This is a genomic window from Microbacterium sp. ABR10 (genome assembly GCF_057812175.1).
Genome location: NZ_CM173821.1, coordinates 3,444,360 through 3,470,205, shown reverse-complemented (window position 1 = coordinate 3,470,205; position 25,846 = coordinate 3,444,360). Strand labels below are relative to the sequence as shown.

At 66.6% G+C, this 25,846-nt stretch carries 26 protein-coding genes and 1 pseudogene; 14 read left to right on the top strand and 13 right to left on the bottom strand.

Features of this window, described 5'->3' with window-relative positions:
* Nucleotides 1-69 precede the first annotated feature (69 nt).
* From ACXKZF_RS16070 to ACXKZF_RS16055, 4 genes are all read left to right on the top strand, one after another.
* Nucleotides 70-972, top strand: coding sequence for a MetQ/NlpA family ABC transporter substrate-binding protein (locus ACXKZF_RS16070; RefSeq protein ID WP_488984886.1), 903 nt, complete (start codon nt 70-72; stop codon nt 970-972).
* The gene (locus tag ACXKZF_RS16065) at nt 969-1,994 is read left to right on the top strand and encodes a methionine ABC transporter ATP-binding protein (RefSeq protein ID WP_488984885.1); all 1,026 of its coding nucleotides are present in this window, start codon (nt 969-971) and stop codon (nt 1,992-1,994) included. The genes ACXKZF_RS16070 and ACXKZF_RS16065 overlap by 4 nt, the downstream gene beginning before the upstream one ends.
* Nucleotides 1,991-2,650, top strand: coding sequence for a methionine ABC transporter permease (locus tag ACXKZF_RS16060; protein ID WP_055952357.1), 660 nt, complete (start codon nt 1,991-1,993; stop codon nt 2,648-2,650). The genes ACXKZF_RS16065 and ACXKZF_RS16060 overlap by 4 nt, the downstream gene beginning before the upstream one ends.
* 230 nt (nt 2,651-2,880) lie before the next feature.
* The gene (locus ACXKZF_RS16055; protein WP_488984884.1) at nt 2,881-3,297 is read left to right on the top strand and encodes a DoxX family protein; all 417 of its coding nucleotides are present in this window, start codon (nt 2,881-2,883) and stop codon (nt 3,295-3,297) included.
* Nucleotides 3,298-3,552: 255 nt separating this feature from the next.
* On the opposite strand, the gene ACXKZF_RS16050 is transcribed toward ACXKZF_RS16055, so the two are convergent.
* Nucleotides 3,553-4,878: an aspartate aminotransferase family protein gene (locus ACXKZF_RS16050; RefSeq protein WP_488984883.1), complete on the bottom strand. Its 1,326-nt coding sequence runs from the start codon at nt 4,876-4,878 to the stop codon at nt 3,553-3,555.
* A gap of 85 nt (nt 4,879-4,963) precedes the next feature.
* Here ACXKZF_RS16050 and ACXKZF_RS16045 point away from each other — a divergent pair, with 85 nt between their 5' ends.
* Nucleotides 4,964-6,478 (top strand): PucR family transcriptional regulator, encoded by a 1,515-nt coding sequence (locus tag ACXKZF_RS16045; protein ID WP_488984882.1) that lies wholly within the window; start codon nt 4,964-4,966, stop codon nt 6,476-6,478.
* Between the two features lie 72 nt (nt 6,479-6,550).
* On the opposite strand, the gene ACXKZF_RS16040 is transcribed toward ACXKZF_RS16045, so the two are convergent.
* Together ACXKZF_RS16040 and ACXKZF_RS16035 are read right to left on the bottom strand one after the other, a co-directional pair.
* Nucleotides 6,551-8,065: a CoA-acylating methylmalonate-semialdehyde dehydrogenase gene (locus ACXKZF_RS16040; RefSeq protein ID WP_488984881.1), complete on the bottom strand. Its 1,515-nt coding sequence runs from the start codon at nt 8,063-8,065 to the stop codon at nt 6,551-6,553.
* A gap of 115 nt (nt 8,066-8,180) precedes the next feature.
* Complete coding sequence (locus ACXKZF_RS16035) at nt 8,181-8,288, bottom strand: LuxR C-terminal-related transcriptional regulator (RefSeq protein WP_440775095.1); 108 nt, start codon at nt 8,286-8,288, stop codon at nt 8,181-8,183.
* A 75-nt stretch (nt 8,289-8,363) separates the two neighbouring features.
* On the opposite strand from ACXKZF_RS16035, the gene ACXKZF_RS16030 reads away from it, so the two are divergent.
* The gene (locus ACXKZF_RS16030; RefSeq protein WP_488984880.1) at nt 8,364-9,146 is read left to right on the top strand and encodes an alpha/beta fold hydrolase; all 783 of its coding nucleotides are present in this window, start codon (nt 8,364-8,366) and stop codon (nt 9,144-9,146) included.
* A 108-nt stretch (nt 9,147-9,254) separates the two neighbouring features.
* On the opposite strand, the gene ACXKZF_RS16025 is transcribed toward ACXKZF_RS16030, so the two are convergent.
* Nucleotides 9,255-9,368 carry a hypothetical protein gene (locus tag ACXKZF_RS16025; protein ID WP_488984879.1) on the bottom strand — a complete coding sequence of 38 codons (114 nt, stop codon included), beginning with the start codon at nt 9,366-9,368 and terminating at the stop codon, nt 9,255-9,257.
* An 11-nt stretch (nt 9,369-9,379) separates the two neighbouring features.
* Between ACXKZF_RS16025 and ACXKZF_RS16020 the strand changes: the two genes are divergently transcribed.
* Nucleotides 9,380-9,586, top strand: coding sequence for a thioredoxin domain-containing protein (locus ACXKZF_RS16020; protein WP_488984878.1), 207 nt, complete (start codon nt 9,380-9,382; stop codon nt 9,584-9,586).
* Nucleotides 9,583-10,314 carry a single-stranded DNA-binding protein gene (locus tag ACXKZF_RS16015; RefSeq protein WP_488984877.1) on the top strand — a complete coding sequence of 244 codons (732 nt, stop codon included), beginning with the start codon at nt 9,583-9,585 and terminating at the stop codon, nt 10,312-10,314. The genes ACXKZF_RS16020 and ACXKZF_RS16015 overlap by 4 nt, the downstream gene beginning before the upstream one ends.
* 14 nt (nt 10,315-10,328) lie before the next feature.
* Here the strand turns inward: ACXKZF_RS16015 and ACXKZF_RS16010 are convergent, their stop codons facing one another.
* On the bottom strand, nt 10,329-11,783 hold the full coding sequence (locus tag ACXKZF_RS16010) for a hypothetical protein (protein ID WP_488984876.1): 1,455 nt from the start codon (nt 11,781-11,783) through the stop codon (nt 10,329-10,331).
* A gap of 526 nt (nt 11,784-12,309) precedes the next feature.
* On the opposite strand from ACXKZF_RS16010, the gene ACXKZF_RS16005 reads away from it, so the two are divergent.
* Nucleotides 12,310-13,707: a ParB/RepB/Spo0J family partition protein gene (locus tag ACXKZF_RS16005; RefSeq protein WP_488984875.1), complete on the top strand. Its 1,398-nt coding sequence runs from the start codon at nt 12,310-12,312 to the stop codon at nt 13,705-13,707.
* A 118-nt stretch (nt 13,708-13,825) separates the two neighbouring features.
* Nucleotides 13,826-14,248 (top strand): hypothetical protein, encoded by a 423-nt coding sequence (locus ACXKZF_RS16000; protein ID WP_488984874.1) that lies wholly within the window; start codon nt 13,826-13,828, stop codon nt 14,246-14,248.
* A 99-nt stretch (nt 14,249-14,347) separates the two neighbouring features.
* Here ACXKZF_RS16000 and ACXKZF_RS15995 read toward each other — a convergent pair whose 3' ends face one another.
* From ACXKZF_RS15995 to ACXKZF_RS15985, 3 genes are all read right to left on the bottom strand, one after another.
* Nucleotides 14,348-14,596, bottom strand: a complete 249-nt coding sequence (locus ACXKZF_RS15995) for a hypothetical protein (protein WP_488984873.1) — start codon at nt 14,594-14,596, stop codon at nt 14,348-14,350.
* Between the two features lie 75 nt (nt 14,597-14,671).
* Nucleotides 14,672-15,163, bottom strand: a complete 492-nt coding sequence (locus ACXKZF_RS15990) for a hypothetical protein (protein ID WP_488984872.1) — start codon at nt 15,161-15,163, stop codon at nt 14,672-14,674.
* A gap of 105 nt (nt 15,164-15,268) precedes the next feature.
* The gene (locus tag ACXKZF_RS15985; protein ID WP_488984871.1) at nt 15,269-16,045 is read right to left on the bottom strand and encodes a hypothetical protein; all 777 of its coding nucleotides are present in this window, start codon (nt 16,043-16,045) and stop codon (nt 15,269-15,271) included.
* 1,121 nt (nt 16,046-17,166) lie between these two features.
* Between ACXKZF_RS15985 and ACXKZF_RS15980 the strand changes: the two genes are divergently transcribed.
* From ACXKZF_RS15980 to ACXKZF_RS15970, 3 genes are all read left to right on the top strand, one after another.
* On the top strand, nt 17,167-17,979 hold the full coding sequence (locus ACXKZF_RS15980; RefSeq protein ID WP_488984870.1) for a GIY-YIG nuclease family protein: 813 nt from the start codon (nt 17,167-17,169) through the stop codon (nt 17,977-17,979).
* 134 nt (nt 17,980-18,113) lie between these two features.
* Nucleotides 18,114-18,920, top strand: a complete 807-nt coding sequence (locus tag ACXKZF_RS15975; RefSeq protein ID WP_488984869.1) for an SHOCT domain-containing protein — start codon at nt 18,114-18,116, stop codon at nt 18,918-18,920.
* 237 nt (nt 18,921-19,157) lie between these two features.
* The gene (locus ACXKZF_RS15970; RefSeq protein ID WP_488984868.1) at nt 19,158-19,922 is read left to right on the top strand and encodes a DUF4839 domain-containing protein; all 765 of its coding nucleotides are present in this window, start codon (nt 19,158-19,160) and stop codon (nt 19,920-19,922) included.
* Between the two features lie 286 nt (nt 19,923-20,208).
* Here ACXKZF_RS15970 and ACXKZF_RS15965 read toward each other — a convergent pair whose 3' ends face one another.
* The 4 genes and pseudogenes from ACXKZF_RS15965 to ACXKZF_RS15950 all read right to left on the bottom strand — a co-directional run.
* Complete coding sequence (locus tag ACXKZF_RS15965; protein WP_488984867.1) at nt 20,209-21,570, bottom strand: PASTA domain-containing protein; 1,362 nt, start codon at nt 21,568-21,570, stop codon at nt 20,209-20,211.
* Nucleotides 21,571-21,635: 65 nt separating this feature from the next.
* On the bottom strand, nt 21,636-22,547 hold the full coding sequence (locus ACXKZF_RS15960) for a hypothetical protein (RefSeq protein ID WP_488984866.1): 912 nt from the start codon (nt 22,545-22,547) through the stop codon (nt 21,636-21,638).
* A 469-nt stretch (nt 22,548-23,016) separates the two neighbouring features.
* Complete coding sequence (locus ACXKZF_RS15955) at nt 23,017-23,490, bottom strand: hypothetical protein (protein WP_488984865.1); 474 nt, start codon at nt 23,488-23,490, stop codon at nt 23,017-23,019.
* A 311-nt stretch (nt 23,491-23,801) separates the two neighbouring features.
* Nucleotides 23,802-24,161 (bottom strand): annotated as a pseudogene (locus tag ACXKZF_RS15950) (recombinase family protein); the annotation flags it as partial.
* A 56-nt stretch (nt 24,162-24,217) separates the two neighbouring features.
* Here ACXKZF_RS15950 and ACXKZF_RS15945 point away from each other — a divergent pair.
* Nucleotides 24,218-25,207, top strand: coding sequence for a pentapeptide repeat-containing protein (locus ACXKZF_RS15945; protein WP_488984864.1), 990 nt, complete (start codon nt 24,218-24,220; stop codon nt 25,205-25,207).
* A 373-nt stretch (nt 25,208-25,580) separates the two neighbouring features.
* On the opposite strand, the gene ACXKZF_RS15940 is transcribed toward ACXKZF_RS15945, so the two are convergent.
* Entirely contained in the window at nt 25,581-25,787 is a 207-nt protein-coding gene (locus ACXKZF_RS15940; protein ID WP_268105233.1) for a hypothetical protein, read from the bottom strand.
* Nucleotides 25,788-25,846 lie beyond the last annotated feature (59 nt).

Here is a 25,846-nt window from a genome sequence, read left to right as displayed (position 1 = left end):
CGTGACAGCCCGTTACCGGCCGTAACGCCGCGGCTTGGGCGTCCGTCGAGCGCATGGTGACGTGGGTCCATGACTTCGCACCGCACCGCACGCCTGGCCACGATCCTCGGCGCCTCCTCCGCAGCCCTCCTCCTCGCCCTGACCGGGTGCGCCGGGGGAGCGGCATCCACCGACGACTCCTCGCGCATCGTCCTGGGCGCCGACGACGGCACCGAGGCGCACTGGGCGGTGCTGACGCAGAAGCTCGCCGATGAGGGCATCGAGCTCGAGGTGCGCACGATCAACGACGGTGTGCAGCTCAACCAGGGCGTGCAGGACGGCGAGCTGGACGTGAACCTCTTCCAGCACCTCATCTACCTGTCGCAGTTCAACGTCGAGAACAACGGCTCGCTGGTGCCGGTCGGCGCCACCGCGGTCTACCCGCTCGCGCTGTACTCCGAGCAGTACTCCGATGTGAAGGACCTGCCCGAGGGGTCGAAGGTCGCCATCCCCAACAACCCGACCAACCTCGCTCGCGGCCTGCTGAACCTCCAGACAGCGGGGCTGCTCACCCTCAAGGACGGTGGCACCGCCCTCTCGACGCCGGCGGACATCGTCACCTCGAAGATCGAGCTGCTCCCCGTCGACACCAACCAGACCGTCACCGCGCTCAAAGACGGCAGCGCCCAGGCCGCCATCGTCAACAACACGCAGGCCCAGAAGGGCGGGCTCGGCGACGAGCTCATCATCTTCAAGGAAGACCTGAACAACCCGCAGCTCGCGCCGTACATCAACGCGTTCGTCACGCGCGACGACAAGAAGGACGACCCGCGCTGGGAGAAGCTCGTGGCGGCGTACCACAGCCCCGAGGTCGAGGCCGCGGTCACCGAGCTGAACCAGGGCAACCTGCAGTTCAAGACCGAGTGGACCGGCGCGCAGCTGCAGGACGAACTGACGAGTCTCGAAGACGCCCTCAAGGCCCAGAACGGATGACCGCGGTCATCGAGCTGCGGGGCGTCTCGAAAAGCTTCCGCACCGATCGCCGCTCCTCCACGACCGCCGTCGACGACGTGTCGCTGAGCGTGGAGGAGGGGTCGATCGTCGGCGTGATCGGTTACTCCGGCGCCGGGAAGTCGACCCTGGTGCGTCTGTTGAACGGGCTCGAGCAGCCGACATCGGGCACCGTCGAGGTGCTCGGCGTCGACGTGGGGGCGGCCTCCGAGGCGAAGCTGCGCGATCTGCGGCGGAGCGTCGGCATGATCTTCCAGCAGTTCAACCTCTTCACCTCGCGCACCGTCGCGGCGAACGTCGCCTACCCGCTCAAGGTGGCGGGGTGGAAGAAGGTCGACCGCGACAAGCGCGTCGCCGAGCTGCTCGACTTCGTCGGCATCGGCGACAAGGCGAAGCAGTACCCGCGGCGCCTGTCGGGCGGGCAGAAGCAGCGCGTCGGCATCGCGCGGGCGATCGCGACCGACCCCCGTATCCTGCTCGCCGACGAGGCCACGAGCGCGCTCGACCCGCAGACCACCGCCGAGGTGCTCGACCTGCTGCGCGAGATCAACCGGCGCCTCGGCATCACGATCGTCGTCATCACGCACCAGATCTCGATCGTGCACGAGCTGTGCGACCAGGTCATCGTGATGGACGGCGGCCGCGTCGTCGACAGCGGCGACACGTACCGCGTGTTCGCGCACCCGCGCGCCGACCTCACCAAACGGTTCGTCGCCGCGGTGACGCAGGGCGTGCCGGCGGGAGAGACACTGTCGGCGCTCGCCGCGGGCGGGGGCGACCTGGTCAGCGTCGAGATCAACGAGTTCTCCAGCGAAGACGTCTCGAACGTGTTCCACCGTCACGGCGCCCGTCACTCCGTCGTCTACGGCGGCGTCACCGACGTGCTCGGGCGCCAGCTCGGCACGCTCACCTATCGCGTGCACACCGACGACCTCGGCGCCGTCGTCGCGGAGCTGCGCGCCCACACCGATGTCGTCGTGCCCACCGGGGAGGTGCGCGCATGAACAAGTGGGACACCCTCACCCCGGTGCTGCTGCAGTCCATCGGCGAGACGGTCTACATGGTCGCCGTCTCGCTGCTCATCTCCGGCGTCGCGGGACTCGTCATCGGGGCGCTGCTCTACGCCACCCGGCCCGGCAACCTGTTCGAGAACCGGGTCGTCTTCGCGGTCGCGAACCTCGTGATCAACCTCATACGCCCGATTCCCTTCATCATCTTCCTCACCGCCGTCGCCCCCGTCACCCGCGCGGTGACCGGGACGACCCTGGGGACGGATGCCGCGATCGTGCCGATCACGATCATGGCCACGGTCGTGATCGCCCGCGTGGTCGAGCAGAACCTCGTCGCCGTCGACCCCGGCACCGTCGAGGCTGCGCGGGCCGTCGGCGCCCGGCGGATCGGCGTGCTGTTCGGCGTGGTGATCCCCGAGGCGCTCGCGCCGCTGATCCTCGGCTACACGTTCATGTTCATCGCGGTCGTCGACATGTCGGCCATGGCCGGTTACATCGGCGGCGGCGGGCTCGGCAACTTCGCGATCATCTACGGGTACCAGCAGTTCAACCAGCAGGCGACGTGGGTGACGGTCGCGATCATCGTGGTGATCGTGCAGGCCGGTCAGCTGCTCGGCAACGCGCTCGCCCACCGCATCCTGCGCCGCTGACGTCAGGACTCGCTCTCACCCGGTGCGCGCGCCCGCGGCCCTCGCACGGTGCGGCCGCGGCATCCCCGCCCCGTTGAGTGTCCGCGACACGCCGTCACCCGGCGTGAGCGTGCGGCGTGTTGTGGACACTCAACGTGGTCCGGCTGCGTGGGTCGCTTCCGACGGGAAGGCGGTGACGTCGGATCGTCAGGGCGATCTCGACCGGGGGGCTCCCGGCTTACCCTCGGAGGATGAGCCTGCCCCGCACCCTCGCCCGCTGGCTGCTCGGTGCCGCGCTCGTCTTCACCGGCACCGCGCACCTCACGTTCGCGCGCGACGACTTCGTCGCTCAGGTGCCGTCGTGGCTCCCGCTCCCGGTCGACGTCACGGTCGTGGCATCCGGGGTCGTCGAGATCGCGCTCGGCCTCGCCCTGCTCGTCCTCCGCCGCTATCGCGTGGCCGTGGGGTGGATCGTCGCGGCCTTCTTCGTCGCGATCTTCCCCGGCAACATCGAGCAGTTCGTCCGGGGCACCGACGCGTTCGGCCTCGACACCGACCTGGCCCGCGGCATCCGTCTGCTCTTCCAGCCTCTGCTGGTGGTCTGGGCCCTGTGGTCGACCGGAGCGTGGAAAGCCTGGCGAACGCGGCGACGGTCCCCCGGCCGCTGACCCTGCGGTCGGGCGCTGATGCCCGGGTTGCCCGCCGCCGCGCGTGGTCGGGTATCCCCACCCTGTTGAGTGTCCAAGACGCGCCGCTTCGGCCGTGCGCGTGCGGCGTTTCCTGGACACTTAACGCGAGGTGGGCGCGGCGCGGCGCGGGGCGCGGCGCGGCGCGGGGGCGGGGGCGTTGAGTGTCCGCGACACGCCGTGGGGGACCGGCGGCCGCGGCGTGTCCTGGACACTCGACCCCGAGGGGGGCGCGCGTCAGCCGCGCGCGGCCTCGGCCTGCAGCACCTCGACCAGCACGTCGAGACCGCGGTGCGCGTCGGCGTCACCGATGACGGCGGGAGGTACGACGTGCACGCGGTTCTCGGCGGTGAAGCCGAGCACGCCCCGCTCGAGCATCGCGGCCTTGATGCCACCGACACGGGCGGCGGCCAGCGGCTCGCGGGTGACGGCGTCGGCGACGAGCTCGACGGCCCAGAACACCCCGCGCCCGCGCACCTCGCCCACCAGCGGCGACTCCTCGGCCAGGGTGCGCAGTCGTGGTCCGATGACCTCGTCGCCGATGCGACGGGCATTCTCGATCACGCCCTCGTCGGCCATCGCCTCCTGCGCGGCCACGATGGACGCCGCCGCGAGGGGGTGGCCCGAGTACGTCAGTCCCCCGGGGAACACGCGGTCGTCGAACACCGCGGCCACGGCATCCGAGATCACCACTCCGCCGACAGGCACGTAGCCCGAGTTCACGCCCTTGGCGAAGGTGATGAGGTCGGGGCGCACGTCGAACGCATCGAAGGCGAACCACTCGCCCGCGCGCGCGAAGCCCGCCATGACCTCGTCGAGGATGAGCAGGATGCCGTAGCGGTCGGCGATCTCGCGCACGCCCGCCAGGTAGCCGGGCGGGGGCACCAGGATGCCGGCGGTGCCCGGGATCGTCTCGAACAGGAACGCCGCGATGGTGTCGGGGCCCTCCGCCTGCACGGTGCGCTCGAGGTGGCGGAGCGCCCGCTCGCACTCCTGCTCGGGGGTCTCGGCCCAGAACTCGGAGCGGTACAGGTACGGACCGAAGACGTGCACGTGGCCGCGCGAGTACTCGTTCGGCATCCGTCGCCAGTCGCCCGTGGCGACGATGGCAGCGCCCGTGTTGCCGTGGTACGAGCGGTAGTGCGACACGATCTTGTCGCGGCCGGTGGTCAGGCGCGCCATGCGGATGGCGTTCTCGTTGGCATCCGCGCCGCCGTTGGTGAAGAAGACCTTCGAGAAGCCCTGGGGTGCCCGTTTCAGCACCAGCTCGGCGGCGTGCGCGCGCATCTCGTGCGCGTGGGCCGGCGCGACGGTCGTCAGCTGTGCGGCCTGCTCCTGGATCGCGGCGACGACGCGGGGGTGCTGATGGCCGATGTTGACGTTGACCAGCATGCTCGAGAAGTCGAGGTAGCGGCGGCCGTCGGCATCCCACACCTCCACACCCGAGCCGCCGGCGAGGGGGAGCGGGGCGAGCGAGCCCTGCGCCGACCACGAGTGGAAGACGCTCGAGCGGTCGCGCTCGCTGATCTCGGCGTTACGGGTGGTCGTGAGGGGAGTCGACATGCCACCAGTGTGCGTCGGGCTCCGGGCGAGCGGGGAGCGCGGATCTGTCGGTAATGTCGGATGACGATCGACAGTTTGGCCAGTCATGCCCGCCACCCTCCGCGTCCTCCTCGACGACGACTCCTTTCCGCTGCGCGTCCTGACGGCACTCGACGACAGGGTCCTCGATCGGCCGGTGTCGTGGGTGCACAGCTCCGACCTCATGGATCCGACTCCGTGGCTCGAGCCCGGCAATCTCCTGCTGACGAACGGTGCGCAGTTCTCTTCCGAACCGGATGCCGATGACGCCACTGAGTACTGCCGGCGTCTGCGCGCGCACGGGGTCGTCGGCCTCGGGTTCGCGACCCAAATCATCCACGATCGCGTGCCCGACGCGGTGGTGCGGGCGGGGGAGGCCGCCGACCTGCCGATCGTCGAGATCGCAGATCGGGCGCCGTTCATCCGCATCATCCGCTTCGTCGCCGACATCATCGCCGCCGACCGCGCGGCGCGCCTGTCGTGGCTGCTCGACGCGCAGCGGGCGGTGGCGCGGGCAGCCGTGCGCGACGACGGGCTTCGGGAGATCCTGCAGACGCTGTCCCGTGTGCTGGGCGCCTGGGTCGAGCTCTACGACGCGGTCGGTGGGCGCCTGTCGCTGCCCGGTCTTCGCTCTGCGCCGGTGGGGGCCGAAGTCGAGGTCGGTCGCGATGTGCGGCGCCTGCTCGAACGCCGCACCGCGGCGAGCCTCACCGTTCCGGCGGCCGGCCACGCCTTGCTGCAGACGATCGGGCAGAGTTCGCGGCTGCGCGGTGTGCTGGCGGTGGGGGGAGCGGAGCCGCTCGACCCCGCAGGCAAGGAGCTCGTCACCACTGTCGTCGCTCTCGCGAGTATCGCCCTCGAGCAGCAGAGGGGGGTGCAGACGTCGCTGCGCGGCGTGCGTGCGGGAGTCGTCGAGATGCTGCTCGACGGCCACGGCGACACCGCTCGTCGGGTGGCCGACTCGGCGATCGGAGGACTCCCCGCGGAGCCCTACCTGATCGGCGTCCTGCGCGGGGCGAGCGCGACGCCCGGACTGCTCGACGAGCTCGACCTCGTCTCGAGCGACCCGCGCCGGCTGTTCTCGGCCGAACGCGGTGACGACGTGATCGTGTTGGTGGCCGAGGGTGCGGGCGACGCTCTGGCGGCGCTCGCCGAACGGCGCGGTCTCGCCGTGGGAACGGCCCGCCATGAGGAGGGCGAAGACCTCGCTCCCGCCTTCGGTCGGGCGGCGCAGGCGGCACGCGATGCCCCGCCCGGCACCGTGCGCGCGTACGCCGATCTCGCCCGTCGCGGCCTGGTGGGGGCGCTGCGCGAGCGCGGCGGCGAGGTGCTCGCTCGCTCGCTCCTCGAGCCGCTCGATGCCTTTCCCCCCGCGGAGCGGCAGCGCCTGAAGGAGTCGGCGAGGGTGTGGTTGGAGGCCAACGGCGCGTGGGATCCCGCTGCGCGAGCGCTCGGCATCCACCGCCACACGCTGAGGGCACGGCTCACCCAGCTCGAGGGGCTGCTCCGGCTCGACCTGTCGACCTTCGCCGCGCGCGCCGAGCTGTGGGCCGCTCTGGAGTTCTCCGACGACGGCGGGTGATCGTCTCCGGACGACGGATGCCGCGACGCGGGGCTCCGAAGAGCTCGGGCCGCGGCATCCGGTGCAGAGGGCTCAGCTGTTCTGGGGGAAGCCCAGGTTGATGCCGCCGTGGGTGGCGGGGTCGAGCCAGCGGCTGGTGACGGCCTTCTCGCGGGTGAAGAAGTCGAAACCGTGCACGCCGTACGCCTTGGCGTCGCCGAAGAGGCTCTTCTTCCAGCCGCCGAACGAGTGATAGGCCACCGGAACGGGGATGGGCACGTTGATGCCGATCATGCCGACCTGCACCTCGTTCTGGAAGCGGCGGGCGGCGCCTCCATCGTTGGTGAAGATGGCGGTGCCGTTGCCGAACTCGCCGCTGTTGATCAACGCGAGGCCTTCCTCGTACGAGGCCACGCGCACGACCGAGAGGACGGGGCCGAAGATCTCCTCGGTGTACGCGCGGGATGACGTGGGCACGGCATCCAAGAGCGTGGGGCCGAAGAAGAAGCCGTCCTCGTGACCGTCGACGGTGTATCCGCGGCCGTCGACGACGACCTTCGCGCCGTCGGTTTCGGCGATGTCGACGTAGGAGGAGACCTTGTCGCGGTGCTGTCCGCTGATCAGCGGGCCCATGTCGGGTTCGTCGGTGGCGGCGCCATTGCCGATGCGCAGCTTCTGGATGCGCTCGGTGACCTTCGCGATGAGCTCGTCGGCGACGGGCTCGACGGCCAGGACCACGCTGATGGCCATGCAGCGCTCGCCTGCGGCGCCGAAGCCGGCGTTGACGGCCGAGTCGGCGACGAGGTCGAGGTCGGCATCCGGGAGCACCAGCATGTGGTTCTTCGCCCCGCCGAGGGCCTGCACGCGCTTGCCGTTCTTCGCGGCGGTCTCGTAGATGTACTGCGCGATGGGGGTCGAGCCGACGAACGAGATCGACTGCACGACGGGGCTGTTCAACAGCCCGTCGACGGCGACCTTGTCGCCCTGCAGCACCGTAAACGCGCCTTCGGGAAGACCCGCCTCCTTCCACAGCTGCGCGAGCCAGAGGGATGCAGAGGGGTCTTTCTCGCTGGGCTTGAGCACGACCGCGTTGCCGGCGGCAAGGGCGATGGGGAAGAACCACATCGGCACCATCGCCGGGAAGTTGAACGGGCTGATGACACCGACCACTCCGAGCGGCTGCTTCAACGAGTAGACGTCGACGCCGTTCGAGGCGTTCTCGCTGAAGGCGCCCTTGATGAGGTGGGGGAACCCGGTCGCGAGCTCCACGACCTCCTGACCGCGGGCGATCTCGCCCAGGGCATCCGATCGCACCTTCCCGTGCTCCGACGTGAGGATGTCGGCCAGCTCGCCCTTGCGGGAGTTCAGCAGCTCGCGGAACGCGAACAGCACCCCCTGCCGCTTGGCGATGGAGTACTGGCTCCACACCGCGAACCCCCGCTCGGCCGACGCGATGGCCGCGTCGACCTCCGCCTCGTCGGCCAGGGCGACGTGCGCCTGCACGGCCCCGGTGGCGGGGTTGTAGACGGGCGCGGTGCGGCCCGACGTCGAGGGCGCCGCGGCGCCGTCGAACCAGTGCGCGATGACGGGGAGGTCGTTGTCGGTCATGGGTCCAGTAAACGGCGCGGATGCCGCGACCGCTGCCGACAGAATGGCCAGGTAGGGAGCGGGGGCGGGCCAGATCGTCGGGCGGGCGTGTGCGGCCGTGCTTCATGCTGTCGGGTCATGGGCGCAGTACGCGAGTGATCTCGCGTCGGTGCCCGAGGCCAAGACGGCGGACGATGTTGCCCACGTGGAAGTCGACCGTTCTGCGTGACGCCGCCTTGCGAATCGCGACTCAACGGTCACGGCGACGCTTTCGTCCGAGCCGGCCCTCACGAGAGCAGCGCGGGTTAGCGTTGCGGATATGACCCTGAATTATGTTCGACGCGGGAACGGCACCCCCTTGCTGCTGGTGCACGGACTGGGCGCCGGCTGGCGATCCTGGACTCCGATCCTCGACGACCAGGCGCGGCAACGTGAGGTCATCGCCGTCGACCTGCCCGGGTTCGGTGACACCCCGCCACTGTCGGGCGACGTCTCGATCGCCACGCTGACCGACTCCGTCGTGGACTTCATCCGCGACCAGGGCCTAGACGGTGTCTCGACCGTCGGACAGTCGATGGGCGGCCGGATCGTGCTCGAGCTCGCGCGGAGGGGAGTCGGCGGGGACGCCGTCGCTCTGGACCCCGGCGGGTTCTGGAGTTCGCGCGAGCTCGCCGTTTTCGCCGCCACGCTGCGGCCGTCGATCGTACTGGTCCGAGCGCTGCGCGGCATGCTGCCAGCCCTGCTCGGAACCCCCGTCGGACGGACGTTGCTCCTGGCGCAACTGTCGGCGCGACCCTGGGCCCTCTCGCAGAAAACCGTGTTGCCGGACGTGCGTGGGCTGGCGGATTCCCCGGCGACCGGAGCCGCCATGGACGCCCTCACCAAAGGCCCCCCGCAGCAGGGTGCCCCAGCGGGCACGGTACCCGGCCGGGTCACCATCGGGTGGGGGCGGCGCGACCTGGTGACCGTGCCCAAACAAGCAATGCGCGCCACTCAGCGGTTCCCCGACGCCTCGCTGCACTGGTTCGACAAATGCGGCCATTTTCCGCAATGGGACGTTCCCCGCGAAGCGACGAAACTCATCCTCGACAACACGAACTGACGCCTTCGAACTCCTTTTCGTCCTCGTCATCGGGAACTGAGCGCGCGCCGCCGAGCGATCACAGAACACCGCCATGAAGCTCGCGACTTCACAACGAGGTCTGCGTAGTTAGTGCGTCCCGTGGCTGCTCTCCCGGACGATGAGCGTCGGCGCGAGGGTACGCGAAGCGGTGTCCTTGCCGAGAATGCGGTCGAGGAGCAGGTGAACAGCTTCGGCGCCCATCTTCTTGTGAGGTGATCGAACGGACGTCAGTGGGAGCGGGAGCTCGCGAGCAATGGAAGGGCATCGAGTGCACCGTCGTGGACCTCTCCACCAACCCGGCAGCGCTCAAGTACGTCATGGACGAGCTGGGATACTCCGCCGCCCCCGTCGTCGTGGCAAGCGATCAAGACCATTGGTCGGGATTCCGCCCCGACCTCATCGACAAGCACGCCGCATGAGCGAGCACGACACCACCAGCGACGACTACCGAGCCGGATACCTCGCCGGATACACCGACCGACAGGGCGAGGTGGACCGGTTGGAGAACGATGCCGACCGGCTCTACCGCGCCGCTTACGGCGAGGAACGCCGCATCCCCGGGCACTACGTCACCCGCGCCGAGCTCGAGCAGCGCCGATCGCTGTCGGAGCCGCCCGTCGAAATCACCCGCCGCGACGCACTCGCGTCCTGGGGCCTTGAAATGCCCCCTACCGACACCGCTGAGGCTGACGCCCCGAGCACGCTCCCGTCGACGTCGACGGGACCCACGAACCGCACGAGCAGGAGACGACAGATGAGCACCAGGACCATCACCGGGAACCTCGCCACCGACCCCGAGGCCGTGCAGGCGGGTCGCGTGCAGATCGTCAAGCTGCGCGTCATCGAGAACACCGGCGAATACCGCGGCGGCGAGTGGACCCCGCACGAGGCCCCGACAACGCATTTCGTGGAAACAAAGTTCGAACTCGGCGAGCACGTGGTCGCGTCGCTGCACAAGGGTGACGCGGTGATCGTCGTCGGATACGAGCGCACCGTGGCCTGGGGTGAGGGGGACGACCGCCGCCACGGCCGCGTCCTCGAAGCCGACGCAATCGGCCCCGACCTATCTCGCGCGACCGCCGTCACCTCCCGGTCGCAGGTGGCGCCAAGGCGTAACGGCGCAGCCGAGAAGCAGCACCTCACGTAGGCAAGGGAACTCGACTAGGCCGTGGAAGGATGGTCCGTCCCGTCTGGGAGAGTTATCGACCCGCCGACGCAGACCACCATGGTGAGGAGATCCGCAGACACGTTGTCCGCGATGTTTGCGTCCTGGAGACTTACCGCTCCGTTGTCAGTGATCAGCGTGTCGTCTAGGGTGACCACCCCGCTATCGGTGATCGTCACGCGTCGACAGCTCACCATCCCGCTGTCGGTGATGGCCGCGCCGTCGAGGTCTAGGGTCCCGCGGCTGGTGATGGTCGCGCCGCTGATGTCTACTAACCCGCTATCGGAAACAGTCGCGTTGTCGAAGGTCACGGTTCCGCTGTTGGAGATGGTTGCGTTGACGAGAGCTACGGCGGATCCACGGTTAGTGATGGTTGCGCTGTGGAGGTTCAGGGACCCCCTGTCGGTGATGGTCGAGCCGTAAAAGTTCACGACCCCCCCGTTAATAACGGTCGCGCCGAAGAGTTCCACGCTCCCATGGTTGGCGATCGTCGCTCCGTTGAGGCTTATGGTCCCGCTGTCGGCGATGGTCGCGTCGTTGAGGGTTAAGTACCCGGTTTCGGTGAAGGTTGCGGTGTCGAGGGCTACGTACCCGCTGTCGGTGATGATGGTCGCGCCATTGAGGTCAATGGTTCCGCCGTTGGTGATGGTCGCGTCGCTGAGGTCCACGTGGAAGTCGATGTACGCACCAGCGAGATAGAGATCGCGATCGTGCCAATGGGCGGGGGCATCGGGTTTGAGATGCCTTCCGACGACCGTGTAGCCAGCTTGTTTGACGGATATTTCCTGCGGGGTGGTTCGTTGAGTATCGCGGCGGTCGGAGGGGTCGAGCTTGTCGATCTCTTTCTGGGGGAGGGGAATGCGCATCTCGTCGGAGCGGGGCGCGCGGAGGTAGCCGGTGAGAACTTCGATGCACACCTGCACCTCGTCGGGGTTCCCGAACGCATCCCAGTCGTCTGCGAGAGCGCCAAGGGCAAATAGGGCGGCCTGACGGTTGACGGGTGCCGGGTCGCTGAGGAGTTTGACGGTTGTGACAAACCGTTCCCGCAGGGCTCGCTCTGTCTCAATGCGCCGCTGCGCATCGACCTCGTCGCGTCGCGCCCGCTCTCGTTCCCGATCGTCGTGAAGCCGTTCACGGTCGCGCTCCGCTGCTTCAAGCTCCTGTCGGTGACGAGAGAGGCTGAGGCCAACGCCGACTAGCGCGATGGTCCCGCCGAGTGCGAACAGAACGGTGGTTGTCGCCGGCCCGAGGAATGCGGCGCGTCGCTGAGCAGTGAGCTCTGGAAACCAGTTTCTCAGCAGGAGGTCAGGGACTGTGAGGAGAACAATGCCACCGACGATGACATAGAGAACCACACCAGCAGTGATGCGCACCCCAAACCGACTCCACCACCGGACCTTCTTGACCGTAGGGCCCGGGCTGTCGACGCTGCTGCTCTGGTGCTTCTCCACAGCACGATTGTGGGGCAAGAACGGGCGGCAATTCCCAGTCCCAGCCCATAGACCTTCTCGGCGCCACGCAAAACATGTTCGACGCCGAGCGCCCGCATCGGTGCTCTTCGCACCCGGCGCAGACATTGGTGCCTTGAGCGGGAGGGCCGACGGGCCGGCCACGAGGGGTGACCCCCTCGCGCTCCCCGGTGTTCCGCCTTCGGCGGGGCGCGATCTCCGCCCGCGCAGCGGTGACGGAGCACCGCCGGAGCGAGCCGCTACGCGGCAGGATTCCTGCGTTTTCTTCACCTCTCCGCGGTTTCAACCTACTTCGCTCCAACGCCTACGTGCCGGGCTTTCCGGACGCGGTCGCAAGCTCCCTTATTTCGCCCGGAAACCCCGTCACTTCGGCGCCTGCGCTCAGTTGGTTTTCACTCGCCGGAGAGGCAAAGAAAAACGATCTGGAAGACGACAAAAGCCCCGTAGTAATGGAAGTACCACGGGACCCGTCGCCTTCATGATCGCACACCGATCAAGGAGAACCATCGTGAGCATCACCACCGGAACCGGGACCATCGAGCACATCGACCCGACCACCTTCGTCATCGAGGCGAACGTGCGCACCAGCGCCCCCGTGACCAAGGATTTCATCGCGTCGATCCGCGAGAACGGCGTCATCACCCCGATCCTCGCCCGCCGCGACGAGCACGGAAACGTCATCGTCCGCGCAGGCCAGCGCCGCACCCTCGCCGCCCGCGAGGCCGAGGTGACCACCGTCCCCGTCTACGTCGTGGGAGGCGACGACACCACCGCGGACCGCATCATTCAGCAGATCATCGAGAACGACCAGCGCGCCGACCTCAGCACCGCGGATCGCACCGCCGCATGGGCGCAGCTCGCGTTTGAGGGCATCAGCGCCGCGCAGATCGCCAAGCGCACCGGCACCAAGACCGACGCGGTGAAGAAGGGCATCGCGGTCGCGGAGTCCGCCACCGTCACGTCCGCTCTGCACGAGCACGCGCTGACGCTCGACCAGGCCGCGGTCCTGTTGGAGTTCGAGGACGACGCCGACGCCCGCGCGCACCTGATCGAAGTCGCCACCACCGACCCGACCCAGTTCGACTACACCGCGCAGAGCATCCGCGACGACGCCGCGGAAAAGGCCCGCTTCGCCGCCGTCGAACAGGAGCAGATCGCGAACGGGTTCCAGGTGCTCACCCGCGCCGAGGCATACGGGGAGGGCACCCCGTGGGTGATCCTCCGCAAGCTCCACACCGCGGACGGGGAGAGGGTGACCGCTGAGCACATCGCCACCGTGCCGATGCGCGGCGCGCTGCTCGACACCCGGTGGGGCGGCGACATCGACGTGACCTACTTCGTCCAGGAGCCCACGGAGAACGGTTTCGCGTTCGCTTACCCCAGCGACGTTCCCGCCGAGCCGCTGACGGCGGAGCAGATCGAGGAAGAGCGCGTCGAAAAGTCCGCTGAGCGGAAGGCGCTCATCGCCAACAACAAGGCGTGGACCGCCGCCGAGACGGTGCGCCGCGAATGGCTCGCGACGTTCCTCTCCCGCAAGACGCTCCCCAAGGACGCGGACCGGGTGATCGCGCTCGGCCTGACCGCCCACCGGTTCTCGGTGTCGTCCGCGATGAGCCACGGCAACGACCTCGCGCACACGATCCTCGGCGTCGAGCGGCCCTCCGGCTACCACATGGACGGTCTGGCCGCGCTGGTGGAGGCCAACCCCGGCAAGGCCCGCCTGGTAGCCCTGGCGATCGTTCTCGCCGGTGCCGAGTCCAACACCAGCAAGGAATCGTGGCGACGCGGCGACGAGCGCGCCGCCGCGTTCTTCCGCCAGCTCGCCGCGTGGGGATACACCCTCTCCCCGGTCGAGCAGATCGTCACCGGCGACACCACCCCCGCCGAAGCCGCACGCATCGCCTGACTAACCGGACGGGGACCGGCATCCGCCGGTCCCCGTCACCCCCGGCGTCACCCCGCCGCATCACCCCATTTCGTCACCCTCTGGCATCACCCCCCGCCCCGCTGCAGAAAGGCGCACCATGACCACCACCACGACACCCGCCGTCGACATCGACGAGTGGGGGTACACCGCGGCACTGCGCGAGGCGGAAGCCGCCGTCGACGCCGCCACCGCATCCGGCCACGTCGAACAGATCGCCGCGGCCGCGCACGCGCTCATCGTCGCCGCGGCCGCGCACAGCTGGCCCACCGCGACGGCCCTGGTGTTCAAGTACGAACGCACCGGCCCCTTCGCTCACCTGTGGGGGCTGTGCCGCGTGGTCGACATCGACGGGCGCGTGCTGCGCGCATGGGAGGACGAACCCGGCGACATGACCGACGAGTCCGAACAAGAGTTAGTCGCGCTCGACCTCATCACGAACCGCGCCGCGACGTTGCACGCTACGGACTACGGCACGCCCACCGGCACCGCGGCGACCGCGCTGCACACGCTCGTGCTCTGAGCATGGTGGCGGGCCGACCCGAAAGGGCCGGCCCGCACGAGGGGGAGACCCCCTCGACCCCCCTCCAACGCGGGTCGCGGGTTCCCCGATCGAGCGCGGTCAGCTGCGCGGGCGCGGCTTATGCCTCTTCCCCGCCCGAATGTTGACGTTCTCGATGACGCCGACGACCGCGAAGCCAGCGGCCACCAGGAGGATGATTGCCCAACCGAGGACGTTGAGCCACGTCCCGTTGAACACCGCATAGGTCTGCTCGGTGGCGATCGCAAGGAGCATCAGCGACGCCCCGAACCAGACCATGCCGTTGGATATCAGCGCTGCTTGCGCCAGCTTCGTCCGAGGCTTCGACATGCGCTCACCATTTCATCGGAGGCTGTGTGCGTCTACGGGTTGCAGACCCCCCAAGTGCGCGTCGACGGTGGCTCGTCAGCGGTCGCGACCGAACAGGCGAGTCAGGAACGACCCCCGGTGAGGCGACGAGGCGACGTCGCCCTCCGGTTCTTGTGCGTCAGGGACGACGTACCCGCCGCAGTCGACCACGGCTCCCGCCGTGTCGATCGTGACGCTCTGCACATGGAGGGTTCCCGCGTCGAAATCGTAGGGACTCTTTTCACCGGGCGCGTAGGCCGTTGCCGTGCGAAGGCCCTTGTGCCAACCGAGCCGCCCAACAACGCCGGCGGGCGACGATGCCCACCAATGCGCACCTTCCCACTCCACGCGCAGCGCATCCCCCACACGCACCGCGCGAACGAGCTCCGTCACCGTCGAGCGGTACAGGCTCGACGCCTGCGGCGTCCCGCGCTCAGCCAGCGTCCGAGCGGACAGATTTGCAATGCCGAACATGCGATCGCCGTTCTTGTGCTCAATCCCGATCTGCGGGTGCCCACCGGCAGCGGTCGGTGCGTCGCTCGCGGTCACGTTCTGACTGTAACGACGTACGAGTGGTGCACGATCGGTTGATCTGCACCTCCACCGCTTGACGCGCTGCTCTGCGACGCCGTGGCCGATGTTCTCGGCGAGCTCTTACGTAGAGCGAACCTCAGTCGAACGCGACGCAGATGGGTTCTTTTCACCCGGCCATTCGTCCCAGGTAGGTGCCGCGGCGAAACCTTCCTCTAGAACCAGGTAGCGCTTCCTACGACGAGTCTCGCGGTCGTCGTCGCCCCAGTAGACGGTCTTAGTGCGCAGCAGGCCGAAGTGCTCGAGCTCCTTCGTGGCTCGAGTCCACGTGTCATCGGACAGCCCGTACTGCATTTTGCGGTAGCCGTCCATGAGTTCCCCGTCAGGTTCTTCTGACCCGCCGTTGAGCTCCAGGAGAGCCAAGAGCACGGCGATCGCCCTCCCGCTAAGACGGAGGATCCAGTAGTTGTCCCACAGCGCGAAGGGCACACCTACGTACCTTGAGCCGTTGCCTTCCCACTGGTCCCCTGAACCGTCGGGGTGCAGCAGGAGTAGTCCGCGCCTTCCACCCTCAAGAGGCGTGGGGGTTATGAGCTTCTTCGACTCCAGCCACCTTCTCGCCTCCTTGGCGCGCCTCACACCCGTCTCCGAGTCGAGATTCATGAGCTTCGCCAAAGACTGCGTCGGGCGGTCGGGCAGAGTGCGCGGCGCTCTGGTCGCCTGCATGGCAAGCGTCATGTGCAGCTTGAGACGCACCTCATGGGACTGCAGTAACCAGGCCGCGGTGGGGGTCTTGTCTCCCCGCTTCACATACGAGATGGGAAACGACACGGTGCTCGTCCGCCGCGATCTCTTAGTGGCGCGATCCATCGCCTCCATCGCCTCAGACGGAACGTCCACAGAGCCCTCCCAAGAAGTTGGCGACGTTTTCAGCGGAGTGACATGCACTCCGGGGGTCCTCGACGTCCCTGGGGTACTGATATCCCTTATAGATTCCGCCGCGCCAGCAGTCTAAACCTGCTGAAAGCGTCGTTTCACCCTGCTGAAAAATGCCTGCGATCGCGCTCAAGACGGGGTATCTCTCCGCTGAACACGGAGCCACCGGAGGTTGAGTCCCGCGCAGGCAAGGGTCAGAGTGATTCCACGCAGATGCCCCCTCGTCCGCCAAGACCAGAGGGGGCATCCCGAGAGAAGGGAGGACCCGATGAGCTCAGGCTTCCGCATCACTGTCACGATGACTGTATCCGGGATCACCATCACGATCGAGCCCTGGTAGCTAAGCCGGGGGCGGCGCGTAGCCGCCCCCGGCTTACAGCTCGACGCGAGCTCCTGCGGTGGCGATGCGCGAACGTCGACCCCGGTGTCCTAGCTGGAGTCTTCGCATTGGCTACTACCGGGATTGGTACGGCCCCCCAGCGTGACGCTGGAGGGCCGGGAGGGGGTTAGCCTCCCTCCCCCAGCATCCAGAAGATGAACTTCACCACGGCGTAACCACCGAGGCGAACCCACCCCCAGACCTGTGAGGAGCCACGTTTAACCGGCTTATCGCTAGTCATTGGTTGAGACCTACTCTCGTCGGGCGCGGCCGATACAAGAGATGACTGACGTTGAAGCTGCCGAGACCTGAGGGGCACGTACCAGAACTGGTCGGGCCGTTTGCGCCACTGCTAATCACGGCGTAGAATTTCCGGTAGAAGTACCTGGGAAATTCGACTTCCCCGCCAGCCACCCGGCTTAGGCAAAGATCCAAACCCCAACCGTTGGCGCGGTTGGGGTTCTTTGCTTCACCCGTGACTTGGTACCACGCGTCTACCTCGTCCCCTCTATTGTCTCACGGGGATGAACGCGACCCCGGAGCCATACCATTCTGCGCGCGTCGACGGATCGTCGATGCTCAACACCGTGAACCGCGCGGCCCCCGGTGGTGCAACACCGATCTGCTTCGCACCATCCCGCTCTTAGAGGTTCTCCCCCCGCCGGGCGCCGGTACCGTGAGGTGCGCACCAGAGACGAGAACCGCTATGCCCCTCACCCTCACCCCGCTGTTGCTCGACGAGGGTGTCGACCCGGCGCAGACTCTCGTCATTCGTCATGCCTTCGTGACCGAGCCCGAGGAGAGTGGCCTGACGGGGCTGCACGCTGACTCGACCCACGCGGAAATTCTGGCGTACACGGCGACGCAATCTTCCGTCAGCAGGCGGTTCCCTGCCACGCCGCCGCGCTTCTGGGTGGTCTTCATCAAGGAAGGCGGCGACCAAGCCCGCCTGTGGTCCGTGGTGGAGAACCGCGGCGAGATCGCCCGCGACGACATACGCCGGACGTTCGATATCTCGGAGACCGAGCACATGACCGACCTACGCGGGCGGCTAGTCATCGGGTGGAAGTCCCCTCGCACCTGGCGCATGAGCGGCGCCGCGGCCGGCGCCTACCCCGTGATGGGGATCGCGGATGCCGAGCCAATCCCGTTCCCGGGGTTCGACCGGCTCATCCTGAGCCACGTACAACTGCAAGCCGTCATGCGCGAGCACCGCTACGCCTCATGGAGAACGGCCCTCTCCTCCGTCGTGGGGATCTACCTGATCACCGACACGCGAAACGGCCGGCACTACGTCGGCAAGGCCGATGGTGAAGAGAGCATCCGGCAACGATGGAACGCCTATGCGACCAACGGCCACGGCGGCAACGTTGAGCTGAAGACGCTCGACCCATCGAGCTTCCGTTTCTCGTTGCTGCGCGTCTTCGACCCGGCCACCCCGACTCGGGATATCAACGCCGCCGAGAGCCACTTCAAAGTTGCGCTGGACTCCATGCGGCACGGCCTGAACCGCAACTAAGACCACGGCCGGTCGAGCATCGAGCGATGGAACGACCCTGAGGTGGCAGTGCAAGCGGGCGCTCTGACTCGAGTGGCCCCGTGCGGCGCGGAACCGATCGTTTCTGATATGACGGGCATCGCTAGGGTGGCGGAATGGCGACCATCCTCCGCACCGTTCACTGGACCGTGCTTCCTCATGCCGGCGACCCAATCGCGCTCCTTCAAGCCGCGGTCGAGCCCACCGATTTCAGCGTGACCTCATCGACACCGACGTCGATCGTGATCGACGTCCCGCGGGCAATGATGAAAAACCGGTGGGCCGCGACCATCACCGGCGTGCTCTCCCCACGCGACGGCAACACCGACATCGAATGGACGATCGACGGGCTCGGCACCAAGCACTACGAGCACATGGTGGCGATCGCGGAGGGAATGCCAGAGGGGGCGTTGGACGACCACGGCATCCCGGAAGCCGTCTCCAAGCTCGCGCTCAAGCTCTTCGGACGCCGGGAGATTCGCCACCTGGCGAACGTCCTCGATCGGGGCGAGTTCGTCTCCGCAATCGGCGTCGGAAACCTCAGCGGCAAGATGGGAATCGTCGCGCTCACAGACCGCCGGCTGTTGTTCCTGGAAAAAAGCATCGGCAGCGAGAATCTCGTTGAGTTCTCACTTCCCTCGATTGGCGCCCTTTCTCTCGGGAAGAAGATGGGCGGCGAGACACTGACCATCACCCACTCCGGGACCTCCGCGACGATCACGACGCTGGGCCACGGCCAAGGCGACGGGATCGTTCGGAAGTTTCGTGAGCTCAAAGCTCAGCCGGCGGAAGAACGTCCCCCTGTGGTCCCCGCGGCCGACCCGATCGCGCAGATCGAGCGTCTGGCCGAGCTACGCGATAAAGGCATCCTCAGCGAAGACGAGTTCCAGACGCAAAAAACCCAACTCCTTTCCAACCTCTAATCCCGGCCACATGATCGCGGCGGGGTGGTGCGAAACCGATCGGTTTCGCACCATTGGCGAATCTAAGCTGCCGCGGGTGTGGTGCGTAGGCCGGAGAGAAGGTAAGCACACCGGTTGCGAGGTGGAAGGGTGGGCTTGCAGCCTCACCAAAGGGCATCGCCTGACAGTACAGCGCCGCGGCCGGTCTGGTGCCCCGCATCCTGCTACTCATGGTGAGAGCAAACCCGAAGGGAACAGATGTCTACGGAAACTACGCCGAAGTACGAGACCCGGACCGTGAAAGCCGTCCGAGGTATGGAATCGCGAACCGCGGCCAAGTGGGAGTCCCAAGGCTGGGAGGTCACTGCTCAAGTGGCAGGCAAGCTCACTACCGAACTCACCCTGCGTCGCCCGAAACCCAAGACGCCATGGATCCCTCTTGCCGCCCTGGGAGGGGTCGTCGTCGTGCTGGCTGTCATCCTGGTAACTGTCAACCTGACGGGAGCAGGCGAAGCCGAAGATGCCCCGGACTCCATTGCCACGGCCGAACCCTCGGCGCTCCCAAGCGTTGTGTCCACCGCACCATCGCCTCAGCCTTCCGCATCGCCCTCAGGCACCCCGACGGACACGGGACCGGTCGTTCTCTCAGCGAACAATAGCGCCGAGTTCGCGGCCCTCCTCGGGCTCTCCGACTACTGTTCGCCGCAAATCGCCACGTTCGCCTCAGCTCACACGGGCGAGACAATCGAGTTCGATGGCAGCGTGGGCGCGCTGACCAGTCATGACGGCGCGCGCACGCGCTACGACATCCTTCTCACAGCAGGGGACTACAGCGAGACTTCCTCGGCGGGCCCCGCGTTTCAGTACCGGGATGTCAACACGACATACGATCTCCACTGGACCGACGAGCAATTCGACACTGTGGGGGTAGGAGACAACCTTCACGTGCTAGCCGAAATCGTTGAGTACGAGGAGTCCACGTGTCTTCTCTTGCTAGAGCCGGTCACCACAGCGGCTCGATGAGCACGGCTGCGCCAGCCGGTTATGCGCATTTCGGGTGGTGAGAAAGCTCTCGGTTCCGCGCCATGGCTGGCGTCTGGATGCGCCTGTTGCGCTGGGTGCTTTACCTCGACTGCACGCGTGAGGGGTTACTTTGCCACAAGCCGCGCGTCTGTCATTGCCGCAGGACGGCGGAGGCGGCCTCGGGCGGCAGGGTGATGATGGCGTCGTTCTCGGCGGCGGTCAGAAACTTTTCTCTTCATGGAATACCTGAACGCCATAGGGCTGCCGACCCCCTAGAAGACGTGGGTCATCGCTCGAAGCAAATGCCGTCGCCGTCCCCGTCGATGCAATAGACCGGCTGGCGGGCGCGCCACTCCGCCTCTGCCATATGCCGCTCACGTTCGCGTTCGTTTTCCGCCCAGCTGATGCGTTCCGCCTCTAGCTCGGTTTCGGCCGCGCGGTGACACCCACCGACCGTGCCGACGTAGTTGGTAGCCGTCTCGTTGCCGGCGGCTTCAATTAGAGGCGCGTATGCGGCTCCTTGCGTTCCCTCATCGACGGAGACGCGGTATGGGGTGAAGGCGACAGCGGTTTCCATGTAACCGGTCATGCCGACACCGCCGGACGCAAGGTGAGGCACCCACCATCCCGAGCGCACGAGACGTTCATTCACGGAATCGCCGGGCGGGGTCACGGCAGGCTCGTTGCTCGTCTCACTAAGCACGTGCAGGAACGCGTCGTTTCCACGCTGATTGCTCATGATGACGAGCACACGCTGACCGATGGGGAGGTTTTTTTCGAGCTCAGCGGAGGCGGCTTCTAGCCCGGCGTTGGTGGGGCTGCCACATCCGGGTGCGAGGGGGCTGACCATGGCGACGGACAACTCAGCGCCATCCACCGACACCGCCGCGGTGTCGTTGTTCTCCGCGCGCGGATAGCCGGTGACGCGGCCGGTGAAGATGCGCTCGTCGCGGTGCTGGTCAACTGTGTCCGCGGCGATTCGCGCTTGGTTAACTTCGTCATGTTTGAGGACTGTGACCCGGATGACTGCGCCCTCGTCGGCGTCCTTGCCGGCGGGCTCGTTCTGAGACACGACTGTCCAGTTTGACGCCATCCATATGATCCGGTTGTCTCGGTCGTCGTCTTCGCTCAGGCGTACCCCCAGGCGCTTGGCTTCGTCGCGAGCGTCAGCAAGGTTCATCCCGACGAACTGGGGTAGGCGGAGGTCATTGCGTAGCGGCCAGAATTCCTTGACTTCAGCAGGTTTGGCGGCGGGCGATTCAGGCTCCGGTGTCTGTTCCGCGGGCTTGGGCTCATCCGCCTGTTCGGCGGTCGAGGGCTGCGGCGTGAGCGCGGCGGCGGGTGAACGGGGGAGAGCAGGCCCGATAGTGACGACAGCCGCGGTCATCGCAATGGATGCCACCACAGCGAGAGAGCCCATGGTAAGACCCGACACCCACTTGCCAGGGGCGCGCTTTCGTCGTGCAGCGACAACCCCGAGGACCATCGCCGCCGCGCCAGCGGCGGCACCAATGATGGGGATCCAGCCGATGAGGAAAGCGACAACTCCCACGATGAGCGCAGCGACCGCAAAGCCCTGACCTGGAGTGGACCCTGGCGAAAGGGCATCCTGTGTTTGAGCCACCCCGATGGGCTCCCGGTGGTTCACGGGCCCATCATAAGGCTGGGTGTCGCTTGACGATCCTGATAGATCAAACGGCCCAACACGACTCCTCATAACTTGCGCTGATGGCTTGCGCCCCACGCCGCCCACATCTTCCGGGTGGCGACCACGCGATCCCCCACCCACGAGATGACTCGCTCTCCCTCCTGGGTGCGCTCGAGCACGCGCTCGTTTCCCGCGGCGAGGATGACAGCGTCTCTGATGGGGTGGGTCGCCTCAATGACGGCCGCCTTCTTTGCGCTTTTCGCGAGCGTGATGCCAGCGCCTGCGAGCATCTCGCGGAGTTGCGCGATCGTCAGCTTCTGCGCGTTCGCCCGCCACACGACGTCCGGTTCGTCCACGGGCCGCAGCACCCCGTGGCGGATGAGCAAGTCGATGCTCTCCTCATCGGCGCATCCGACCTCCCTGGTGCGGTAGAAGGTGGAGAACCCCGACGCGGTGCTGTGGCCATCCTGGCGTCGCTGACTGATATCGAACAGGTGCGACCGGGTACCGAGCGGAAGGTCGTAAAGGACCTGGGGGACGCCGACCGGCGGCGGCGGTGAGATCTCTTCCGCAGTCACCTCCGACCAGTCGAGGTGATCGAAGCCCTCCGTCCAGGCGCCAAGGTTCGCGTTCGTCGCGCTGACGACCGCGGTCGGGTCGACGAGGCGGACGTCGTGGCAGGCCATCGATGAGGCAAGTGTCGTCGCGCACGCTGCTTCATCCGCCATCGCGGTGGCGTCGAATGGACTCTGCGTCGCCTTCATCATCACGAGGATGGTGCGTAGATCCAGCTGCCAGCCCGGTGTCGTCGCGCACAGACTGGTGAACTTGATGTCGAGAACGTCGCTCGCTTCCTTCCTCCAGGTTTGCATCCAGGCCGGCGCATCACGGCCGAGGCGCGACACCTGCCCGGTGCCGACGTCGACCCCTACGGCTATACCGGGATTCGCCTCGATGATTTGCAGCAGGTAAATCACGGCGGCGTCCGTGTCTCCAGCGGCGAGACGTTCGCGTAACCAAGGGCTGAAATCTGTGCACGGCACCCGCGAGCTAGGGCTCTGCCTTGCCGTCAGAAGCGGGTAGTCCGGGTGTCCTCGCCCGGCGGCGAACTCGGTAGCCGTCTGCATGAGGCGACCGTATCGAGTCCTGCCGCGCTGTGGGTGACAGCGAAACTAACCATGCCGGACCGGTCGCACTTCACTGCGTGGCGAATTCGGTGTCTCCGCTCCTGCCGGCGCCCCATAATCCTGCGATTATGCGAGGTGAATCCGAACCATGGCAACAGTGCGGCTTCCGTCACCTGTGGAAACTCCGATTCGAATGGTGCGAGATCCTCGTGCGCCGTCATGTTCGATCCGTGCTGAGCCGTTTTCTCCTGGTTTGTCCAGCAACACAGGTAACGGGATCGGAAGGGCCGACCCCGTTACCTGTGTTGCTGCAGGCGAGTCACGCTGCGCGCGCTGCCTCCCAGGCCTGCGCCTGGTTGGGTGTCATGTAGTAGTAGACGACGTTCTCTCGAGGCGGAGTGAAGTCCGCTCCCCACTTGGTGCTGATCGGGGGTCGGCTGGTCGAGTAGTGCTTCGAGAGGTGGCGCGAAACGTGCGTCCATAGGATCTTCACCTGGCTGCGGGGCAGGTCAGTGCGCTCGGCAAGCTCGTCGAGGGTCAGTGCATCGGCCTCCCGAACGTCGGTCAGGACGTCGAAGATGAGGCCGGCGAGCTCGGTCGTCTTAGTGGAGCCGGCAGCAAACCGTGCGAGATCCTCCGCGCTCCACTTCGCCTCCTCAGACGTGAGTGCCACGGTCGGTGCGACGGGCACCTTCTCTGCCAGCTCGGCCAGCAAACGGTAGACCGCGGGAACATGCTCGGCCGGTACGGCGACGTAGTGAAAGCCCTCAGCGGACCCGGTTGACGTGTTCATGACCATCTTCTACTCTCTATAAGTTCTCTGTGTGCGCTCAGTGCGCATAAATGCAGTTTGCAGCACTTTTAAGAGTTCTGCAAGCTCTGTGGAGAACATTCTCTTCTGGAGAGTAGCCGCGTTCCGCCCAAGTGGAGTAGAGCTCATGGGGCGGTACCTGTGCCCGTTGACTCGGCGGTGGTCGTGTCATCGAGGTGCAAAACCGATCGGTTTTGCACGTCCGGGGGACCGGCCGACCAGGTGGCGTGTGAACCGCGACGCTTATTGGCGCATTTCCGGTGGAGATGAATGTCGTGCGGTCTCTCCGCGGTGAGGGCGCGCGATCGTCGGTAGAACGTGGCGCGTGACACTCCGAGGTCTCGGACGACCTGCACAACGGGTGTGCCCGCGGCGAGGAGTCGCAGCGACTCCTGATCTGGCTGTCCGTAATGCGTTGGGGCGTCCGCCGAGGTGGTGGCCGGCGGCGCGTCTCTTGGCGATGGAGTCGACGACGCGCTCTCGTTTATCTCGTGCTCCATCTGTGCGAGGGCGGCCACGATCGTGAACAGCATCGACCCCATGGGCGTGGAGGTGTCGACGTCGCCGCCACCGAGGTTGAGGACCCGAAGGCCGGCGCAGCGGCCGCGGAGCTCGTCGGCAAACGCCAGCATGTTCTGCATCGAGCGCCCCAGTTCGCGCGGGGGTATGGATTGCGCCAGACGCTCTGCTATCCGTCAGAATTCGGCATATGAAGATTCGATTAATCGGTACCGTGGCGCTCCTGGCGGCCGTCGTGGCAGCGTTCACCTTAGCTGCTTGGCTCTTGCCTGAATGGGTTGTGCAGAGCGATGAAATAACCGGGGAAGCGGCGCGGGTGCAGGATCTCGCTTCGATCCGCCAGTCGATCCTTTGGATCGGCGGCGGCACGTTGGCGATCATCACGCTCGCATTTACGTGGCGACGAGATTCGATTGCAAAATCTAGCGTCGCGGTAGACCGGGACGCCAACTACACCAATCGCTATACAGAAGCCGTCAAGCAGCTCGGTGATGAATCTTCGATAGCGATTCGTCTCGGCGGCGTGTACGCATTGGAGCGAATCGCGCGAGACTCCTACAGGGATCGGATCACGATTCTCGATGTTCTGGCGGCGTACCTCCGGGTCAACTCACGGCGAGAAGATACTGACGACGGCTCCGGCGTAAGCCGAGAGATGTCTGTCGACCTAGCGGCCGCCGCACTCGTGTTGGCTCGCATCAGCCAAAACCTGCCGTCGCCGCACGAAATCGATTTGGCGCGATGCGATTTGACGGGCGTGGATGTTCGTCGAGCTGGTTTCGCGCGCGTCGATCTCTCAGGCGCCAACCTCACCCGCGCGAATCTATCCGAAGCCGATCTCAGGCGCGTGAATCTCGCCGGCGCCGACCTCACCGGCGCCGACCTTAGCGACGCCAATCTCACATGCGCGGATCTGACCAACGCAGTTTTCAGGGACGCTAACGTCGTCGGTGCAAACCTTGTTGGCGCCGAAATAAAGGGAGCAACGTTTGAGAAGGCCAATCTCGACTGGGTGAAGGTGCAGGGAGAAGAGTTTATTGCCGAGGTACGCGCGCTCGGCGCAGACGTAGCTAGCGGGTGGGCATCCCCGGGGCCAAAAGGTCAGGCCGATATGATCTGGCGCGCGAGAGAAGGGCTGGCGTGGCCACCGGTCCGCGGACACAAGTGGGAGCTCCCGTAAGGAGCGTGAGTTCTTGGCATGCGGCCAGCCCACGAGACCACCGCACGCCTTCGTCGAAACTTCGACGAAGAGTGGGTGCAGGTGCGACACACACGCACAGTGGTCAAGACCTCCGGACCCCGCTCGGAAGCGCTCGCCGACGTCCTCCCCGATGTGAGCTATGTGTCGTCGCCGCGCAGGTGGAGGACGGCATCCGCGTGCCCGGCGATCTCGGAGCGGCCGGGAGATTCAAGCCAGGGATTCGTTTCGCGGTGCCGGCGGGCGAGACGCTGAGCGCCGCACGACATCAACTGCCGCCAGGCATCACACCGGCGGCCGCCCACGTTCCCCGCCGAGGCCGACGGCGGGTGGTGCAAAACCGATCGGTTTTGCACTACTCCTGTCGATCGCTCTTGCCTCTCGCCTCGCGCCGTAGCTGCCACAAGCCGGCGGCAATAAATGCACCCCCAAACGCGATCGTAGCCACGCGCGCCCACCACGGCATGCCGGGAAACAGCATCATCGGCAGCGCGAAAACAAACGTCGCACCCACGAAGTACCAAACCGTCGTTGATGCGGGACTTTTCTCGTTCGCAACCATGCTCCGACGCTACAAGCGCACTCAGCGATGAGCCTCCCCCTCACGACGTAGATCGGCGC

Bases quoted from the DNA above. Each gene is read 5' to 3' on its own strand.
- ACXKZF_RS16060 (WP_055952357.1), top strand. From the start codon at position 1,991: ATGAACAAGTGGGACACCCTCACCCCGGTGCTGCTGCAGTCCATCGGC.
- ACXKZF_RS16015 (WP_488984877.1), top strand. From the start codon at position 9,583: ATGAGCGAGCACGACACCACCAGCGACGACTACCGAGCCGGATACCTC.
- ACXKZF_RS16030 (WP_488984880.1), top strand. From the start codon at position 8,364: ATGACCCTGAATTATGTTCGACGCGGGAACGGCACCCCCTTGCTGCTG.
- ACXKZF_RS15955 (WP_488984865.1), bottom strand. From the start codon at position 23,490: ATGAACACGTCAACCGGGTCCGCTGAGGGCTTTCACTACGTCGCCGTA.
- ACXKZF_RS16050 (WP_488984883.1), bottom strand. From the start codon at position 4,878: ATGTCGACTCCCCTCACGACCACCCGTAACGCCGAGATCAGCGAGCGC.
- ACXKZF_RS16055 (WP_488984884.1), top strand. From the start codon at position 2,881: ATGAGCCTGCCCCGCACCCTCGCCCGCTGGCTGCTCGGTGCCGCGCTC.
- ACXKZF_RS16070 (WP_488984886.1), top strand. From the start codon at position 70: ATGACTTCGCACCGCACCGCACGCCTGGCCACGATCCTCGGCGCCTCC.
- ACXKZF_RS16045 (WP_488984882.1), top strand. From the start codon at position 4,964: ATGCCCGCCACCCTCCGCGTCCTCCTCGACGACGACTCCTTTCCGCTG.
- ACXKZF_RS15975 (WP_488984869.1), top strand. From the start codon at position 18,114: ATGGCGACCATCCTCCGCACCGTTCACTGGACCGTGCTTCCTCATGCC.
- ACXKZF_RS16065 (WP_488984885.1), top strand. From the start codon at position 969: ATGACCGCGGTCATCGAGCTGCGGGGCGTCTCGAAAAGCTTCCGCACC.
- ACXKZF_RS15995 (WP_488984873.1), bottom strand. From the start codon at position 14,596: ATGTCGAAGCCTCGGACGAAGCTGGCGCAAGCAGCGCTGATATCCAAC.
- ACXKZF_RS16000 (WP_488984874.1), top strand. From the start codon at position 13,826: ATGACCACCACCACGACACCCGCCGTCGACATCGACGAGTGGGGGTAC.
- ACXKZF_RS15945 (WP_488984864.1), top strand. From the start codon at position 24,218: ATGAAGATTCGATTAATCGGTACCGTGGCGCTCCTGGCGGCCGTCGTG.
- ACXKZF_RS15970 (WP_488984868.1), top strand. From the start codon at position 19,158: ATGTCTACGGAAACTACGCCGAAGTACGAGACCCGGACCGTGAAAGCC.
- ACXKZF_RS16040 (WP_488984881.1), bottom strand. From the start codon at position 8,065: ATGACCGACAACGACCTCCCCGTCATCGCGCACTGGTTCGACGGCGCC.
- ACXKZF_RS15940 (WP_268105233.1), bottom strand. From the start codon at position 25,787: ATGGTTGCGAACGAGAAAAGTCCCGCATCAACGACGGTTTGGTACTTC.
- ACXKZF_RS16025 (WP_488984879.1), bottom strand. From the start codon at position 9,368: ATGGGCGCCGAAGCTGTTCACCTGCTCCTCGACCGCATTCTCGGCAAG.
- ACXKZF_RS15980 (WP_488984870.1), top strand. From the start codon at position 17,167: ATGCCCCTCACCCTCACCCCGCTGTTGCTCGACGAGGGTGTCGACCCG.